At 50.7% G+C, this 17,918-nt stretch carries 13 protein-coding genes and 1 pseudogene; 5 read left to right on the top strand and 9 right to left on the bottom strand.

The features are described 5' to 3' along the window. The 3 genes and pseudogenes from IQ260_RS12530 to tsaE all read right to left on the bottom strand — a co-directional run. A pseudogene (locus IQ260_RS12530) lies at positions 1-647 on the bottom strand (ammonium transporter); the annotation flags it as partial. Positions 648-788: 141 nt separating this feature from the next. Beyond that, complete coding sequence (locus tag IQ260_RS12525; RefSeq protein WP_193993447.1) at positions 789-1,250, bottom strand: EVE domain-containing protein; 462 nt, start codon at positions 1,248-1,250, stop codon at positions 789-791. After that, positions 1,225-1,719, bottom strand: a complete 495-nt coding sequence (gene tsaE / locus IQ260_RS12520) for a tRNA (adenosine(37)-N6)-threonylcarbamoyltransferase complex ATPase subunit type 1 TsaE (protein WP_228015942.1) — start codon at positions 1,717-1,719, stop codon at positions 1,225-1,227. Before tsaE ends, IQ260_RS12525 begins: the two co-directional genes overlap by 26 nt. Positions 1,720-1,789: 70 nt before the next feature. Here tsaE and IQ260_RS12515 point away from each other — a divergent pair, with 70 nt between their 5' ends. Beyond that, the gene (locus IQ260_RS12515; protein ID WP_193993446.1) at positions 1,790-2,398 is read left to right on the top strand and encodes a ParA family protein; all 609 of its coding nucleotides are present in this window, start codon (positions 1,790-1,792) and stop codon (positions 2,396-2,398) included. Between the two features lie 69 nt (positions 2,399-2,467). Here IQ260_RS12515 and IQ260_RS12510 read toward each other — a convergent pair whose 3' ends face one another. Next, positions 2,468-3,154: a Bax inhibitor-1/YccA family protein gene (locus IQ260_RS12510; protein WP_193993445.1), complete on the bottom strand. Its 687-nt coding sequence runs from the start codon at positions 3,152-3,154 to the stop codon at positions 2,468-2,470. A 319-nt stretch (positions 3,155-3,473) separates the two neighbouring features. On the opposite strand from IQ260_RS12510, the gene IQ260_RS12505 reads away from it, so the two are divergent. Beyond that, complete coding sequence (locus IQ260_RS12505) at positions 3,474-5,138, top strand: Ppx/GppA phosphatase family protein (RefSeq protein ID WP_193993444.1); 1,665 nt, start codon at positions 3,474-3,476, stop codon at positions 5,136-5,138. A gap of 98 nt (positions 5,139-5,236) precedes the next feature. Here the strand turns inward: IQ260_RS12505 and IQ260_RS12500 are convergent, their stop codons facing one another. From IQ260_RS12500 to nrdJ, 4 genes are all read right to left on the bottom strand, one after another. Further along, positions 5,237-6,490 (bottom strand): flotillin family protein, encoded by a 1,254-nt coding sequence (locus IQ260_RS12500; protein ID WP_193993443.1) that lies wholly within the window; start codon positions 6,488-6,490, stop codon positions 5,237-5,239. Beyond that, on the bottom strand, positions 6,490-7,959 hold the full coding sequence (locus IQ260_RS12495; RefSeq protein WP_193993442.1) for a flotillin family protein: 1,470 nt from the start codon (positions 7,957-7,959) through the stop codon (positions 6,490-6,492). The genes IQ260_RS12500 and IQ260_RS12495 overlap by 1 nt, the downstream gene beginning before the upstream one ends. A 32-nt stretch (positions 7,960-7,991) precedes the next feature. Further along, positions 7,992-8,666 carry an NfeD family protein gene (locus IQ260_RS12490; RefSeq protein WP_193993441.1) on the bottom strand — a complete coding sequence of 225 codons (675 nt, stop codon included), beginning with the start codon at positions 8,664-8,666 and terminating at the stop codon, positions 7,992-7,994. Between the two features lie 212 nt (positions 8,667-8,878). Beyond that, positions 8,879-13,411: a ribonucleoside-triphosphate reductase, adenosylcobalamin-dependent gene (nrdJ, locus tag IQ260_RS12485; RefSeq protein ID WP_193993440.1), complete on the bottom strand. Its 4,533-nt coding sequence runs from the start codon at positions 13,409-13,411 to the stop codon at positions 8,879-8,881. Positions 13,412-14,131: 720 nt separating this feature from the next. Between nrdJ and hpsE (IQ260_RS12475) the strand changes: the two genes are divergently transcribed. The 3 genes from hpsE (IQ260_RS12475) to IQ260_RS12465 are packed head-to-tail and all read left to right on the top strand — an operon-like array spanning position 14,132 to position 17,078. Further along, positions 14,132-15,139: a hormogonium polysaccharide biosynthesis glycosyltransferase HpsE gene (hpsE, locus tag IQ260_RS12475; protein ID WP_193993439.1), complete on the top strand. Its 1,008-nt coding sequence runs from the start codon at positions 14,132-14,134 to the stop codon at positions 15,137-15,139. A gap of 47 nt (positions 15,140-15,186) precedes the next feature. After that, positions 15,187-16,146: a hormogonium polysaccharide biosynthesis glycosyltransferase HpsE gene (hpsE, locus tag IQ260_RS12470; RefSeq protein ID WP_193993438.1), complete on the top strand. Its 960-nt coding sequence runs from the start codon at positions 15,187-15,189 to the stop codon at positions 16,144-16,146. A gap of 35 nt (positions 16,147-16,181) precedes the next feature. After that, entirely contained in the window at positions 16,182-17,078 is an 897-nt protein-coding gene (locus tag IQ260_RS12465) for a sulfotransferase family protein (RefSeq protein WP_193993437.1), read from the top strand. Here IQ260_RS12465 and IQ260_RS12460 read toward each other — a convergent pair. Beyond that, on the bottom strand, positions 17,024-17,918 hold an 895-nt coding region (locus IQ260_RS12460), incomplete at its 5' end, for a glycosyltransferase family 2 protein (protein ID WP_193993436.1). The two genes, IQ260_RS12465 and IQ260_RS12460, sit on opposite strands and share 55 nt — an antisense overlap.

Genomic DNA, 17,918 nt, shown 5'->3' with positions numbered 1-17,918 from the left:
ACGGTAGCCCCTGCAAAATCCTGAAACCCTAGGGTCTGCAGAAAGCCACCACCCCAGATCCAATGGCCAACCATCGGATAAATAACCAGGGACAAGATGGCGCTAAACGTAAAAAAGGCAAAGAACGAAATACGCTCAGCAACGGCCCCTGAAACAATTGTGGCCGCCGCTCCTGCAAATACTAGTTGGAAAAAAAACTTAGCATCTAATGGAATCCCGGCCCAAGCAAGGGAGCTAAAAACACCGCTATAGCGCTCCCCCGTTAATGGGCTCAGATCTAGCCCCCGTAAAAAGAATCCTGAATAGCCGACGACAGCATTCCCATCCCCAAACATAATGGCAAAGCCCACGGCCCAGAAGCACAGAGAAACAACACCAAACACAATTAGGTTTTTGGTGAGTACATTCACGGCATTTTTACTTTGACAAAAGCCTGTCTCTAACATGGCAAACCCGGCATTCATAAAGAATACTAGGGCTGCGCACAACAATACCCACATCGTATCTACCGTGACTTGGAGGGATGCAGGTAGGGGCTCAGGAGCACTATCTGCGGCGATGACAGCTCCATTCCAAACCAACCAAATTGTAGCGGCCAATAGCAGGATAGGTCGCCATCCCAGACGACGCCGATGAAACTGTCTCATGATGAAGAACCCACTCTAGGAATGCACGTTAAACCAGTACTAGCGCTGTAACTGTGGACGTTGCTATTAGGCGGCTAAGTGCGACTATGTAATAGTCCTATATTTCCCAAGAAGAGAGTGTTCTCCCATGCTTTGATTGGCTTAAAAAGATGATTTAGCGAGAGCCAAAATACGATTGGCGACGGTCTCTGTTATGGGCATGACCGACAGCCGGTTACCCCGTTTGACTACCTGCAGCTCATCAGGTGCAAAGTTATCCTTGAGTTCGTTGAGACTGATGTAGTGCTCAAAGGTTTCAAGATAAGTCACAGTCACGGTATGCCAGCGCGGATCCTCCGGGGTGGACTTGGCATCGTAGTATTTGCTGGTGTGGTCAAACTGTGTTGGATCAACGACCATTTCTTCGCTGATTTTCATCAGACCGGCAATGCCAGGAGGTTTGGTATTGGAATGGTAAAAGAAAGCCGTGTCGCCGACAGCCATGGACTTTAGAAAATTGCGTGCCTGGTAGTTACGTACACCGTCCCAAAGTTCGTTGCGATCGCGTTTCAAGTCATCAATGCTGTACACATCGGGCTCAGACTTCATCAACCAGTACTTCATCGCGTTTCAATACCTCCTGTAGGTTACTCCATACCTCGTTGCTTGCAGACCAGTGCAGCACAGCCCGGCGTCCAGCACCCGCATAATCTAAATCAAGACGTATCGGCTGCTCCGGCAAATACTGTAACCGTTCAGCCCACTCGATCACCAGTATTCCAGGTTCTACCTCTTCCCCATCCCAGTAGGTTTCCAAATAGAGGCTATCTGCAGCTGCGCCTTCCAAACGATATAAATCCACATGGTAGAGAGGGACGCGACCAGTCAGATACTCGTTGATCAACGTAAACGTAGGACTATCGATGGTTTGACTTATCCCCAAACCAGACCCTATCCCTTGGGTTAATGTAGTCTTACCACTGCCCAAAGGACCTGATAGCAGCAGTACTGTCCCTGCTGGCAACCACTGCCCCATCAGCCACCCGAGGCGATGGGTAGCCCTGAGATCCGGTAGCTGTATCGAAATAGTCATTGTCTGTCACTAACGTTGGAAGGAAAACCCTCCAACTGTATCGTTAATCTAACGAAGATCAGCAACGCCCATGATAATCACGGTAGCCAGCTTTAAGGGTGGCGTCGGCAAAACCACCACCGCTATTCACCTAGCTGCGTTTTTCCAAGGCAGAGGCAGGACACTGCTGATCGATGCCGATCCCAACCGTTCTGCCCTGGGCTGGGCTGGGCGTGGAGGGCTACCCTTTGCCGTCGTTGATCCGTGGCAGGCTGAAACACAGAGTGAAGCCTATGAGCACATTATTATCGATACCCAGGCTCGCCCTACCACTGAGGACTTAGCGGCCTTAGCCAACACCTGTGACTTGCTTGTATTGCCTACCATGCCAGATATTCTGTCCCTAGATGCCCTGGTCTTAACGATTGAATACCTCAAATCGATCCAAACTCATCAGTATCGAATCTTGATTACCGCCATTCCCCCTAAACCCAATCGAGCTGGGGGTGAGGTTAAAAAGCTGTTGCAAGAAGCTGGCATTCCCATCTTCGAAAGCGGTATTGGGCGTTTGGTGGCGTTTCAAAAAGCAGCGATGCAAGGTGTCCCCGTTTATGACATTAAAGACCCACGAGCCGAACGGGGATGGCAGGATTATAAGACAGTGGGGAATGAGATGCTGAATTTGATGCAAGGAAAGTAAAAGTTCCGAAACAAAGCCCTGGTCGGATGACCGGGGCTTTGTTGTCAATATGTAGATAGGGGTGCTGTTCTAACGGCGAGAGGACATTAAAATACGCAGCACGTACCAAAACAGAAGCATGACTGCAGCGAATAGCTCTAACGACGCGGCCACATGCTGATTGGTGGCGTAGCGATGCATCACATTAGAGGTTTTGTACAAAATCGCTGCAGCGGCGAAGGCCACCATAAAGAACGAAAAGAATAGCCCTAGGGAAAACCCAAACAAGAGGCTGCAAACGATCAGGCCGAGGGCCACCATGCCGCCAATTTTGAGCACGCCTCCCAAAAAAGCAAAATCCTTACCCGACGTGAAGGCCACCGCCGTCAGACCACCGAATAGAAATAAGGTAATAATGCCAGCAGTGGGAATAACCGATGGATCTGAAAAGGCGGCGGCTACGTAGAGCAAAGGTGCAAAGATAATGGCCTCACCCACAACGTACAGACCCAGACCCGTATACTGAGCGTTCACATCATCGGCTTTAGCCGCCATGTTGCTAGCCAGATAGCCCAGCAGCGCAAAACCACCCAACAACGCCAGCCAGCCAAACCGGCCACCGCCGAGGAATACTCGAGCTAGCAATTCGGCAATGCCCAGCTGGAAAAATAGAAATTCCACGACTACAAACGCACCGACCGCCCCAGCCAGATGGGTGTAGGTCCGTTTAATAAATTCTGCTCGCTCACTCGGACGAGCCTGAGCCACCATAATCATAACTACGTGCCTCCTACAGGCAAAAATTGACAATCACTCTGACGGCATGCGCCCCTATTGTCTGTCAATCGGTGATCCTTCACTCAGAGGCTAACATAATTGTCCAAGCTCTGGGTTGCTTTAGCGTTGCAGCAATCTGCGACAACCATCATCTGCAGAATTTTGCCAGCATTCCTCCCATGGGACCTGGGAAAACGTGTTTCAAAATACAAAGATGCCGATTTCAAGCTATAAAGCTGCCACTAAGGTCTTTTATTGTTGATCTCCGCAGAAGTACCAAAACTGTAAGATAGATAACATCCTAGGGTAATTATTTATCATGGTCGATTCAGCCACTGTCGCATCAGATCCGATGGCCTACACCACGGGTCTGTCAGAAACCTCGATTGAACTGCGGCAATCACTTCAGGGGGATCGAATTTTAGCGGCTATTGATGTTGGGACTAACTCAGTCCATATGGTTGTGGTCAAAATTCAACCAGAGCTGCCAGCGTTTACCATTATTGGTCGTGAAAAAGATACCGTACGTTTGGGTAACTTCCGCCCAGGAACTAACTGCCTATCGGAAGAAGCCATGGAGCGAGGGATTGCGGCTCTAAAACGGTGTAAACAAATTGCTGACAGCTACCAAGCGAATGACATTGTGACCGTGGCTACGAGCGCCACCCGTGAGGCGAGTAACGGTCAAGTCTTTATTGATCGGGTCAAGCAAGAGGTGGGGCTGGATATCAATCTTATTTCTGGGCTCGAAGAAGCCCGACGGATTTACCTGGGAGTGTTGTCTGGCATGGAACTCCATGGTAAGCCCAATGTCATCATTGACATTGGGGGGGGGTCCACGGAGATTATTTTGGGTACAGGTGAACGCCATCGGTTTCTTAGCAGCACTAAGGTGGGCGCTGTTAGGCTCAATGCCCAGATGATCACCACGAACCCTATCAAAACAGAAGAATTTTTGCAGCTACAGGCCTATGTGCGAGGTCGGATAGAGCCTAATATTGAGGCCCTGAAGAGCAAGCTGGCGGAGGGAGAATCTGTGTCATTGATTGGCACATCCGGCACGGTTGAATCTTTGGCAACCTTAACGGCCATTGAGAAGTTGGGAACAGTGCCCACTCGGATGAATGGCTACACTATGACGATGGCTGAGCTGGAGAAAGCCATTCAGAAACTGCGTCGCATGAGCTTTAGTGAGCGGCTAAAGCTGCCGGAGATGTCGGCCCGACGAGCGGAAATCATTGTGCCTGGAGCGGTGATTTTGCAGGAGGCCATGCGCACTCTAGGTATGGACCGAATCACTATCTGTGAACATGCTCTGCGGGAAGGCCTGGTGGTGGATTGGATGCTGACCCACGGTCTGATCGAAAACCGGATGCAGTACCAGCAGTCGGTGAGAGAGCGGAGCGTGATGAAAGCAGCGCGAAAGTATCGGATTAATACTCCCCACGGTGAACTGGTGGCAAAGTTTGCCCTGGCGCTATTTGACCAAACTCGTGGGCTGCTGCACCAGTGGGGGCCGCTGGAGCGGGAGGTTTTATGGGCAGCGGCTGTGCTGCACAACTGCGGTCACTTTGTCAGCCATGGTTCTCACCATAAGCATTCTTACTATCTAATTTGTAACGGGGAGCTACTGGGGTTTACCAGTACTGAAATTGAGCTGATTGCGAATATTGCTCGCTATCACCGAAAAAGTGCCCCAAAACTAAAGCACGAGCCCTACAAGGCATTGACGAAGCAGAATCGTAAAATTGTCAGTCAGCTCAGCGCTATGTTGCGGGTAGCTGTGGGTCTAGATCGACGCAGGCTAGGTGCGATCGCAAGTTTCGACACCACCTATAAATCCAAAAACCGTACCCTTACACTGACGTTTACTCCCGCCCATACTGGCGATCCCTGTGAGCTAGAAGTCTGGAGCGTCAATGATAAAAAAGCCTGCTTTGAGCAAGACTTTAAGGTGACCTTAGTGACTCAGGCTGTCACCTAGCCAAACTTTTTTCCTAATACAAGGCCCCAGGGAGACAGTATCTCCCTGGGGCCTTGTTGGGTCGCGTTTTGGGTCGCGTTCAGCTATCTGGGGTATCCCTACTTGCCTTCTGGCAATTGCTGAGAGCTGCCACTGGCGAGATTGTTGACCACATTAGCAAGGTCTAATCCGGTGGTTTGCTTGAGCTGCTCCATAATTGCGATCGCTTGCTTAGCCGTACCTCCAGTTTGACTATCGATCACAGTGACATTTTGCACATCGACATCAGGGACTGTGGCACTGAGGGTTTTTAGCAGCGTTTCCAGCTTTTGCAGCAAGAAAATATCGCGGGCATTTTCCCCAGCGGCACGCCAGGACTCAGCTAGCTTTTTAGTACCTTCAGCTTGGGCTTTACCATCCTCGATAATCTGGGCAGCATCTCCCTTAGCCGCAGCAATGGCCCGCTTACATTCCGCTTCGGCTGGAGCAATCACGTCTGCCTTGAGCTGTTCAGTAACTTGCTTAATGCGCTCCTGCTGAACCGGAATGTCGGCCTGAAAACGCACCAGTTCAGACGCAATTTCGGCCTCTACTTCAGCGACAACTGCACCCCGTTTAGTCAGGGCATCTTGGATGCGGCGTTCTGCCTCCGCTTCGGCAATACCGGTGTCACGGTCAATACGCCGGACGGAGGTAATTTTCTCATTTTCTGCTGTTTGGATGGCTGAAGCTGCCTTGGCTTCGGCCTCGGCGATGCGAGCATCCCGCTGAAGCTGTGCCTGCTGCTTACGACCGATGGAGTCGAGGTAGCGCACGTTGTCAGAAATGTTTTGAATTTGCAGCGTGTCGAGGACCAACCCTAGCTTTTCGAGATCTTCTTCTGCCTCATCCAAGAGACTTTTGGCAAAGGCAATTTTGTCTTCGTTTACCTGTTCTGGCGTCAGGCTGGCAAGAACACCCCGAAGGTTACCTTCTAAAGTCTCTTTAGCGATCTTTTCAATCTCTTTTCGACTTTTGCCCAACAGTCTCTCAATGGCATTGTGGATGGTGGGTTCTTCACCCGCGACCTTGATGTTGGCCACGCCGTCTACCTGGAGTGGAATACCGCCTTTAGAGTAGGCATTGGTGACCTGCAGCTCGATGATCATGTTAGTTAGATCCATACGTAGCGCCTTTTCGACTAGGGGCTTTCGAATACTACTTCCCCCTTTGACCAGACGGTAGCCGATGGTTTTTTGGCCGAGACGCTGTTGAGCACCTGCAAAGATCAGCACTTCATTGGGCTGACAAATGTAGTAGAGATTGCGAATGATCAGGGAGATTACCCCAGAACCACCGCCGAGAATAACGAGTAAAAAAACTAAACCTGGCATTAGTGATGGTCCTCTATGGTGGGAGCTGCGGTTGTTGAAGCGGGTTCCAAACGATGCTGAAAGTCTAAATGTTGGTGCAGGGTACCGGTAACGTCGATGCCCAAGGTGTCATCCACCTGCTTGAGGAACTGACGTACGACGTCAGGGTACACATTGACAAGGCTGGCGATGGCTTTACCGTCGCCGTTGTCGATGACGTTGACATTTTTGAGATGAATATGACCGGGAATTTTAGCGGCTTCTTTCAGCACCATGTCAATCTGTTGGATCAAGAATACCTGAGTAGCATCGGTGCCAGTTTCAGCCCAAACGTCTGCCAGCATATCGTTGACTAGGGCGGCAGCCTTTGCATTTTCTTCGAGAGCTGCGGCTTGGCCCTTAGCGTATAGTTCTTGGGCATGCCTGGCTGCCTGGGCCGGTAACACTTCATCTGCTTCTAGACGTAGTCGTTCCAGTTCGGCTCGTACGGTCTGGAGCTGTTGTTCGGCTCGAGCGCGAGATTCTTTGGCGGCAGCAGCGGTACGTTCCTCTTCAGATTTGGCCCGCTCTTCTAGCTCCGCTTTGATTTTGCGCAGCTCGTTTTGGCGTTGCTGCACGACCGTGAGAGCCTGGGTTTTAGCCACTTCGGCCTGCTTTTGACAGTCGGCTTCAATCCGGTCGGCCTCACCCACGGCCTCCGATTCGGCAATTTCCGCATCGCGGATAATATTGGCAATTTGACGGCGGCCAATGGAGCTGAGGTAGTCCATATCATCGGTGACGCTTTGAATTTTTAGCGTATCCAGATGCAGTCCTAATTTACTGAGGTCTTTGGCCACATCAGCGGCAATGCGTTCAGCAAAGTTCATGCGGTCTTCGTTGACCTGCTCCGGTGTTAGTAGTGCCACCACGCCCCGCAGATTACCTTCTAGGGTTTCTCGCACCACCCGACGAATTTCGGAACGGTTGCGGCCCAAAAAGCGCTCGATGGCGTTACCGACAACGCTGCGATTGCTGGAAATTTTGACATTGGCGATGGCCTGAATATTTAGCGGTGTGCCCCCTTTGGCATAGGCATTGGTCACTTCGACTGGAATGGGCATGGTGGTCATATCCATGCTCTGTACCCGCTCGATGATGGGGACCACTAATGTGCGCCCCCCAAAGACAACCCGATAACCAACGGTTTGGCCGTTTCTGTTTTTGTACTGGCGACCCGAGATAATCAAAATCTGGTTTGGGTTGCAGATGCGTAGACAGGTCTTGAGAATGATCATCAGCGCGCCAACGCCGATTAAACCCAGAACTAGGGCACTGCCCCCCAGAACAGTACCCACTTGAGCGGTACTTTGACTGCTCTGGAGCGGCAACGCCTGGGCGATTTCGTAACTAACTGTTTCGGCAGGTCTGGTTTCAGCCTGGGTCGATGTCTGCTCTGTCTGCTTAACGGCTGGCGCAGCCTGCCCCAGCAGCAATGGAGTATGTGTCATGGTGTAAATTTGCAAACTATTTAGACTAGAGTTCAGCGCTGGGCAGCGGTTTCGTCGGAGACAACCCAAAGGCGGTTGTTCTCAACGTTGACGATCAGGACTTTGTCGCCTGGAACAAACTGTTTGGTGTCGTCTGTGAGTGCCATCATGTGCAATACGCTACCGCGTAGTTCTAACCGCACTTTGCCTTTACTGTTAGTGTCAAAGGGCAATTCAACGATACCGACTCGTCCAGCAAAGTCTGAGGTGCGGATGAGGCTATCGGTATGGCGACGGGCCAGGTGGCGTAGGGCAATTGCCAAGGTACCTCCTAGCAAAATGCCCATGATTAAAGCGGTAATGAAGATGAGCGAGGTGGGCCAGTTAGGCTGAACCCAGCCGAGACCCAGACCAGTGAGGCCAAAGAAAAATCCGCCAACGGTCCAGAATTTGAAGCTGGTCAGGATGTTAAGGCTAAAAATGTAGGCTCCCTTAACCTTCCGTAGGAGCTGGAGGTCGGTGTCTACTTGAGCATCGAAGTCTACGTCTGGAGCATCTCCGTCTAGATCTAGATCGCCGTCTAAATCGAAATCTGCATCCGCGTCAAAATCTGCATCAAAGTCAACATCGGCATCGGCATCGAAATCTGCGTCACCGGAGCCGCCTAGGGTTGCGATCGCAACAAACACGCCACCGATAACAAAACAAAACCAATAAACTGACTGCACAGGTTCTCCTTAGGGTTCATTCCCTAGTGATAGTCAGATACAGTCTGTGACCTAGCAATTCCTGATAATTTTTAACGATTCAAGGCCGCTGAGTATAGAAAAAGGCACCCCCTCAGGAGTGCCTGGTTGTAGTCAACTGGAGATGAAGCATAGGCTTCTTTCCAAGCTGAAACTTGAGTTGTCAGCGATGCCTTGAGTCGAAAGGCACCTGCTTAACTAGGCTTCTTTTCAGGCAGCAGACACTTATCAGAATCGCAGCCTGCAGGCCCGGCCTCGATTAGCTCACCCGCGTCGTACTGTTCGAGAGCCGCATGGAAATTCTCGGTTGTCCGACGGGCAACGACTTCGCTGCACAGCTCCTCATACCGGGCCTTGTCAATGGGTTCAAAAGGCAGACGAGGGAAAGTTTGCAGGTCATCAAACCGGGCTAGCAGCGCTGACGAAATATAACCTTCATCATTTTCGATAGCCTGGTGGATACGCTCGGCCAGGGGCTCAATTTCGTTTTCACGAAACTCAATGGTGGCCGAGGTGTTGTGGGCAGTGTAGTGCCGCTGCACCTGCATGTAGAAGTCAAACTGGGCCAGGGCCGAGAATTTTTCGATAGCGACAACATCCGCTCCAGGTAGGTTAGCCCAGGGAACTTCTACCGGCATCTCTACTAGCCACTCGGTGCAGCGAGGATCAAACGGGTCGTTGAGCAGGTTGCCGTTTTCGTCCTTGTCGGACTGGGATGGAATCACCGAGTAGCCATAGTCGATGCAGGCTTTGGCTACTGGGTCATCCTTGCGGAAGGTGATGCGGCGGATAAACCGCTGGGACTTGGGGGGATGCCAGCCAGAGGAGGCACCGCTAAGCAGGCTTTTGGTACCGGCGGGCTGTACGGTGGTGCAGCGGTTGGGTCGGGGGATATGGTTGCGATCGCAATACTCCCACACCGTTTCATGGACGATGGTTTTCCAGCGGCTCAGATACGCCTGCTCTTTGGCCTTAAACTCTACACCCTGAATTGTATTCGGACGACCCGCTTCCCACCAGTTGAGCCACTCAACGCCAAAGGCCCGCACAAAAAAGTCAAACAGACCGGTAAACGATACGCCCACAATGGGGTCTTCTAGCCGAGACTGCTGATAGCGAGGCTCAATAAACTGGTGATTGAGCAATGCCGCGACTGCAATACCGCCAGCCCGAAAAGCATCTTCCTGCTCCTGAAGATTTTTAGGATCTAACTGATTGAGATGGATTTCCGCCAAATTACAGTGGAAATTTTGCCCCAGGATTTCACCGCAGTTGTGGGCTACAAAACCATTGGCATCAAAACAAGCCGGGCCAGGTACGGTGCAGTCGTAAACCGGCTCAACACCGTCTGCCTCGATAGACTGCACGGTTGCTGTGAACCGCTCACGATTTAGCTGACGTTTATATCCAGAGAGTAGCTCGTCTAACTTGGCTGCTTTTTGCGGCTCCCGAAAACCGATAAGTTGCTGGAAATAATCAAGATTATCTTTGCTGATAACTAGTTCGTGCTGTGCTTTACACAGATATTCAGCAGGTTGGCGCTGAGCGTCTGGCAGCATCCGATAGCCTTCTGGGCGACGCTCCTGATAAACCTTAGCTACGATTCCCAAACGAGACAGCATTCTTTGGATCGCTTGCAGGTTGGACAGGTTGCTCTGTGCTAAGCGAACGCTGACGCCTTTAATTTGCGTTCCCTGTACACTGCCATCTGCGTCAAAAATCCCCCTCAAAAAGCCGCGATAAAATTCGTAGCTAGCCTGCTCTATAGCGTCACTAACTTCTTTGCTTTCTCTTGTGACATTGTAGGAGCTTGCTAGCGTTGCCAGCCCCGTTGAGTTGATGACTCGATGCTTGAGTTGCTTGTGATAGTGAGCTTCGTTCGTTCGTTTACTGTAACCAACAGTCGTTTCTAAAAGCTGTACAGCATACTGACTCATCTCGTCTTGAGAATTCTCCCAATAGCGAAGAATGCCAGTATCATTCCACTGGGTTTCAGCAAGGCTGCCATCCCCGATTAGGCTCCCCAATAGCCAACCTTCTTCATAGGTGCCCTCTCCGTCCCAACCTTGAAGATTGCGATGGTCATGCAGAAGAACGTAGTCGCCCGGTCGAAGTTCACCCGCCTGAACCCATTCGGTATACTGCTTTTTCTGCGTCTGAGCCGTTACTTTGAGAACACGGTGGTTCTCAGTGAGTCGTAGCGATTGCCCTTCCTGAGTCACTAGCTTGACGACTGGCTTCTTACCCGAAAAGAAGAAGCCAGCAGCGGTGGTGCTAAACAATTCCCCGTTGACATAAGTGCTGTGTTGCTGGCCGATTAAATCTTTAACCTTCCGTGGCCCCTCGTCGGTATGCACCCAGGTATCAGCTGTCACACAGGGGTTCAGTCCGTAACGACCTTTACCCTGTGCTCGACGCTCGGCCTCGCCAGCCCATTGAATCGCCCCCTCGCCTGAGTAAAACTGCTTACGGACCGCAGCGGTCATTTCCTCTAGAGAAGGCTTGGCATGGAAAACCCGCGTGTGGTTGGCCATCCGCAGCGCATCCCGTTCTGGGTCAATCCGCCAGTTGCCCTCAGCGTCCTGTTGCCATAGATTGTCCTTGGCATTGGCCGCTAGCTCATCATGGCTATCAAACTGACGCATGCCTGCACTGTTGTGAGTTAAGTAGCCATTGACATAGAAGCAATGGGCTTCTTCAACTTCAATGTCGTAGGTTTGGACCTCATCGTAAGTACCAATGCCTCTAAAGGTAACCGGAATGTCTAGCTCGACTTCGGATTCGGCACTGTATCGTTCATAGTTGGCGTCGGTTGTTCGGCTGCCCTCGAAACCCATCTCCCGCATTTCGCTGTAGGTGTAGACATTTCGCATAAGCTGTCCTGGAACTGTAAAACCGTACATTTTCAGTCCCTGGCGCAGTTCACCCTTAGCGGAGTAAGGGGCAATTAAGCTATTGTACTTACCCTTCAACGCCGGAATCGTCAGGTTGTACTTGACCTGCCAGCTTTCCTCTTTTGGGCGAACAATGGTTAGTCGTCCAGCAATCCCCAGGCTCGAAAGTACCGCACCTACTTGTCGGACAAAGCCTCGATACACGCTGGTCAATAAGTGGGGAGGACGGTTTGCTACTGCGCCGTCACTGTCCATTAAGCCTGCTAGATAGGCTGCTCGCACTTCTATCGAACCTTGCAGAACAAAGCTAGGAACGTTCAGCGGTTGACCAGCCTGCTTGATATAGCGATGAAAGTATTCAGCAAGTCGGATTGAAGAGCACACTGACTTAGCTGTGTTTTCGCCCCTGACCCTACCATGATGAACAGTGAGGCCAAATTCAGCCAGGCTAACATCTAGCTGCTGCTGTAGCCTAGCTGTCTCCTCACTCAAGCTGTTCATTGCCCACTCAACTCGACCATAGGGTTTGTCATATTTATTACGACCCAGGGCTATATAACCATCTCCGTGAGTAAAGCCAATCAGCCAGGCGACGTCAGGCGTCAAATCAGGAATTATTAACGGCTTAGCGGTCCGATCAGGAATTATTAACGGCTTAGCGGTCCGACTTTGCTCAGGTCGTGCTTCGGTAAAATCAGCAGGCAGACGGGTCGTGGTTCCTGGCAAAATCTGTGTACTGTGCATCAATCGGTCGCCGCTAGCCAGCACACCAGCATGTTTCCACTCAATTTGTCCCTGAGCATCAGCCAATACGGCATGGCGGTGATTGAGCGTTGACCTTAGGGGCGTAGCATTGGTCTCTAGCTCGTAAACGGCCTGTTGCCCTTGGTCAAATTTTGCGACGATCGGACGAAAACCTATGGGTGTCTGCACCCGATCGCCTACCTTCACATTCTTAATAGGTATCAGTCCTTTAGCCGTGTGTACTAACGCATCTTCGGGCAGGCACCGTCGTATATTTCCGGCTACCACGCAGGCAGCCGCTTCGTCGATCAGCAAGCAGCACTCGATGGAGGTGAGCTGACGACCGATGGCTTTATTCAATATTTTGGCGCAGCGCGCGTACAGACCCGGTAGCTTTACTGGATTGGCCATACCGCCAAATCCTTTGAGCTTCTCACCTGCCGGACGGACATCACTCAGGTCAACAATGACCTCCACATCTCCAGTGAAGTGCTCATTACTGGAGAGTTCCAAAATTTTCTGATACGACATCACCCAGCCATTACGGCTGTCGCCTACATGGATCTCCACGCGGTTGCCGTCAATCGTTACCTCAGTTTCCTCACGACGCTGACCTGAAGGTGTTGCGCCCACATCACCGGTCATGGTGATGCTCAGTCGGTTACGAATCACTGGCAGCTGATCGATGTACTTGGGCTCTAGCATTGCGCCTGTGCCACAGCCCATCATGGCCAGATCCATCATTAATCCAAAGGAGCGCCAGTCCACCACATTGGTGCTGGTGCAGTTATAGGCTCCCGAGAAATTTTTCTGCTGTTTACTCCATTCAGTGCCACCGACCCAAAGCCACCGACCTGACGGCAGTGCCTTTAATTCCCGCTGCATGCGCTGCACTAAGTTCTTCTCATCAGCGGTCAACTGACCCAATTCCACAAGGCCGCCCAGGGTGCGATCGCACACGTCATACCATGACTCCCGCTGGCCGTTATCCAGACGGCGACTGTAGGTACGGTAAAACACGGGATAGGCTGCTGGTGCAGTTTCAGGAAAAGGCGTTTTCGTTCGTAGCCGTTCTAACTCTTGAACCATTCGTCCGAACTTCCTTGCGAATTTTGAGATACTTCAGTGCAGTATGTGGAATGTGGTCGTTAACGATGGGGCATATACGCGCCAGCGAAGCCAAAAACAGCACATATAGCGCTCATGGTGGCCCTAATATTTGTTAACACTCTAGATATGCTAGATCACATGGAAGTAAAGCCTAACACCCCTACTTAAAAAAAACTAGCGTCTTGTCTTTAGGACGAACGCTAGATGTAGTGATTTCTCAATCTGGAGAACTAATTGCTAAAAAAATCAGTCAGTTTTAACCATCAAAACTAACTGTCGAATGCAAGAACACGGGTTAACGGGGGAAACCTACGTTGTTGTCAAGGATTAACCGCTAAGCTTAGAACATCTGCGCATAGCCTTATCTATTAAAGTAAGTGTCTAGACCAGACATAAACGCCCAGATTAATTAAGACTTGTAGGCTCGCTTTGCAATCCTGTCGTAGGAGGGCAATCCGAAAAGTGGTCAAACGGCTGATGATTATCGCCGAATCTACCAGCAAGCTCCAGAATAGGCTAGCTATTATGGATAGTAGTGAACACTCAGATTAACAGTATCCATACATAATGGTAGGTGAGGCATGCTTCTGGCGCATGGCTATGGTTTCCTGTGTTACGACTGGCTAATTCCTTTTCAGGATTTTGCCGAAGTTAGTTCTACTTCCTTTGTATTTAATGCTGTGAATCTACCCATTGCCCATGAGCTATTCAGTAGTGTTGTCCTCTCCTTCTACAGTGACAGTGCGTCGGCCATGTGATTTCACAATTGCTATTTGCACTTATAACGGTGCCCAGCGCATTCCGGCTGTACTTGCTCGACTACAACAGCAGATTGGCACCCAACAGTTACGGTGGGAAGTTTTTGTGATTGACAATAACAGCAGCGATGCTACAGCTGCTGTTGTTCGACAATATCAGCAAAACTGGCCGTCAGAATTTCCGCTGCGATACTTTTTTGAGGGGCGTCAGGGGGCAGCCTATGCTCGGCAGCTGGCGATGAAGAAATCTAAAAGTGAGCTAGTTGGTTTTTTGGATGACGATAATTTGCCCGCTGATGATTGGGTGGTGACTGCCTTTAAGTTTGGTCAGGCGCACCCCTTAGTGGGTGCCTATGGTAGTCAGATCCATGGTCAGTTCGAAGGTGCACTTCCCGATGACTTTCATCGGATTCAGTCATTTTTTGCCCTCACCCAGCGGGGCGATACCGCCCATGTCTATCAGCCTCGCCTACGGGTATTGCCCCCGTCTGCAGGTCTGGTTGTGCGCCGTAGAGCCTGGCTCAATAACGTGCCTGAGCAGCTGATTTTGACGGGTCGCCACGACGAGCAAATGCTGACTGGTGAGGACTTGGAGGCCATTTCCCATATTCGCAGAGGCAACTGGGAAATTTGGCACAATCCAGCCATGAAGGTCTGGCATCAGATTCCAGCCCATCGGCTACAGCGTAGTTATCTGCTGTCCTTTTTTCGTGGCATCGGTCTCAGCCGTCACGTGACTCGCATGCTCACCATGCCGTTATGGCAGCGGCCGTTTATGTTTTGGGTCTATGGGATAAACGATCTGTGTAGAGCTTTACATCATTTGTTAACCTATCGTGGACTGCTTAAAACCCATACTGTGTCTGCCTGTGAGCTACAGCTATATCTCAGTAGTTTGATGAGTCCTTTTTATATTTGGGGCATTCTGATTAAGCGCCGAATGCGCTAGCTGATGGTGCGCTGTTAGCTCTCACTTGTTTTAGTGGGCTTTTATCGATGACATGTCCTGCGTCAGGTCCGATAACCCTATCCGTGGTGCTGCCGACATACAACGGGGCAAAGCGTATCCCGGCGGTTCTAGATTGTTTACTGAACCAGGTGGTTACTAGCGATATTGCTTGGGATATATGGGTGGTAGATAACAATAGTGACGATGCCACGGCAGATGTGGTGCGTCAGTATCAAAACCATTGGCCGACTGACCCACACCTCAGCTATGTTTTTGAACCGCAGCAGGGGCTGGCCTATGCCCGACAATGCGGTATGGATAGTTCGGATGGTAGGCTAGTTGCCTTTTTGGATGATGACAACTGGCCGCCTTGTGATTGGATAAATCAGGTCGTTGCGTTTGGTCGCCAATATCCTTGCGCAGGGGCCTTTGGTGGCCGTATTACTGGCGTCTTTGAAACTGAACTGCCGACAGAGGTGGAACCGTTGCTGGGGTTTCTGGCTATTCGAGATCGCGGCGAGCAGCCTCATCGCTATCCCATTGAGCAGCTACAGTTTCCACCAGGGGCTGGCCTGGTGGTTCGACGCGATGCCTGGGCGCAATGTATTCCCCCTGTTTTGGTGCGCCATACTCGGGGGGCAGACGATTCAGAAATATCCTGGCGGATGGCTAAGGCAGGCTGGGAAATTTGGTACAACCCCTACACGACCATTAAGCATTTTATTCCCAAGGCTAGATTAGAGCGGTCCTATCTCAGGTCCCTGACCCATAGCTATGGTTTGTGTACCTGTGATCTGTTGATGATTGAGACAGTGGGGTGGAAACGTCCGTTTTTGTTACTCAAATCTTTGCTCGGCAGTCTGAAGCGCATTATTGCCCATCTGACAAAATATCGGTACCGGTCAACGGCAACAGTGGAGGCGGATTGCTTGCTAGCGTTTCACATTGGCAACCTAAAGAGCCCATTTGCCTATTTGTTTAAACGGTGGCGTAATCAGTCTGTCTAATGGTCTATATTCAGCTTTAAAGAGGACTAAATCCCTTGTTTTCAAGAGTTACGTCAACCGGCTGCATTTTTATTGTGGGGTGTCCTCGTTCGGGGACGACGTTATTGCAGAGCCTATTGGCCAGCCACAGTGCGATCTCATCGTTTCCAGAATCCAAATTTTTTCTACGGCTGATCGCGGAGCCCAGGCAAAAATCTCGCCGCTACAAATTAGGACTGGCGAGTGCGGATATCAAACCTACCCTTAAACGTTTTTTAGATGAGGTGGATGCGCCTGACCTCACACTGCCCAAACTACCCTTTGTGCGCTCCTATGTGGCTGGCTTTGACCGTATTCTGAGTCAGTTAGCCCAGCGCCAGGGCAAACACATTTGGCTGGAAAAAACGCCTGAGCACCTCCATTCAATCAGTGATATCCAGCGGTATCTACCCCAGGCAAAAATTATTCACATTGTTCGCAATGGTACGGATACGATTGCCTCGCTTTACGATCTCTGCCAGCGCCATCCCCAAATTTGGGGTCAGTACTTTGAGGGTTTAGAGGGCTGTATTGATCGCTGGATTAATGATGTGGCCATTAGCCGCCGCTATCTAGCTCAGCCTAACCACACAGTTGTACGCTACGAAACGCTAGTCGACTCGACAGAAGTTGAGATCCAGCAGCTGTGCCAATTTCTGGGAGTTAGCTTTGAGGCGACTATGTTGACCCGCTATCAACACACGTCTCAAGGACTGGTCCGTCGTCGTGAAAACTGGAAGGGACTCAATCAAGCTGCTATCCAAACCACGGGCGGTAAAAAATTTCATACTCTTTTGGACCCGGCTCAACAGCGGCATGTTTTGGAACGCATTGCCCAAACTGACCTAGATATCTTTGGTCAGGGAGGGGTCAGTGAAGAGAGTGAAGCGGATGCATCGGTTTCCGTACAGTAGCTAAGATAGCGATCGCTAATGGTCAATACTCCGAGTTCGACTAACTGCTGTGGATTTTCTAGGGCAATCGATGTTTGATGCCATAGCCTCAACCCTTCGGTCTCTGAGAGCTTGGCCTGATACTGTTTGTATTCGGCTGAGCCTTGGTAATACTGGCCTTGATCAATGGCTTGGGTGACCCGTTGGGAAAAGCCAGCCAAAAATTTATAGTGGTAAACCACGCAGGAAAGATCGGCTATCTGGGCCCAGCTCACCAGGTGCAGACCGACTAGGTGCAAATAGCGATCGGGTTTAATCAACGAAAATTTCGACAGCAATGGCGATGCATTAAAAATGCGCTGACGGACACCCCCGTAGTTGAGATGTAGATCGGAGTTGGGTAAAGAATTGTCTAACCCCGGTGGAATGGGTTTGGGGACTAGAGTATCGACTTCAAACCAATGGTGAGCCTCCCGAAAGTTTGCGTCAGATTGATTATTAGGGGCAATGGCCGTTTGAGGATACATATCCAGCATTTGTACCAGCACAGCTGTGGCATGGGTGTGATTGAGATACTGCATCAGCTGAGATAGGTCTATGTGCTCAGACCCTGGGTAATCAAAAAACTCGTCACAGTCTGCCAGCAAACACCAGTGGTGGGCCGAAAATCGATAGGCCATGTAGTTGCACATGTGGCGCTTGTATTGACCAAACGGCAGCAGACACTGTAAAACGGTGACTCGCTCGTATTGCGAGGCTAGGTCTACGGTGCTATCCGTGGAGCCGTTATCCATCAGCACCACATGGGCAAAGCCCTGGTCAAGGTAGTACTGGATAAAAGTTTTGATATAGTCTTCACAG

The sequence above is a fragment of the Leptolyngbya cf. ectocarpi LEGE 11479 genome (genome assembly GCF_015207065.1).
Classification (GTDB): Bacteria; Cyanobacteriota; Cyanobacteriia; order Phormidesmidales; family Phormidesmidaceae; genus Leptothoe; species Leptothoe ectocarpi.
This window is presented reverse-complemented; position numbering and strand designations above follow the sequence as displayed.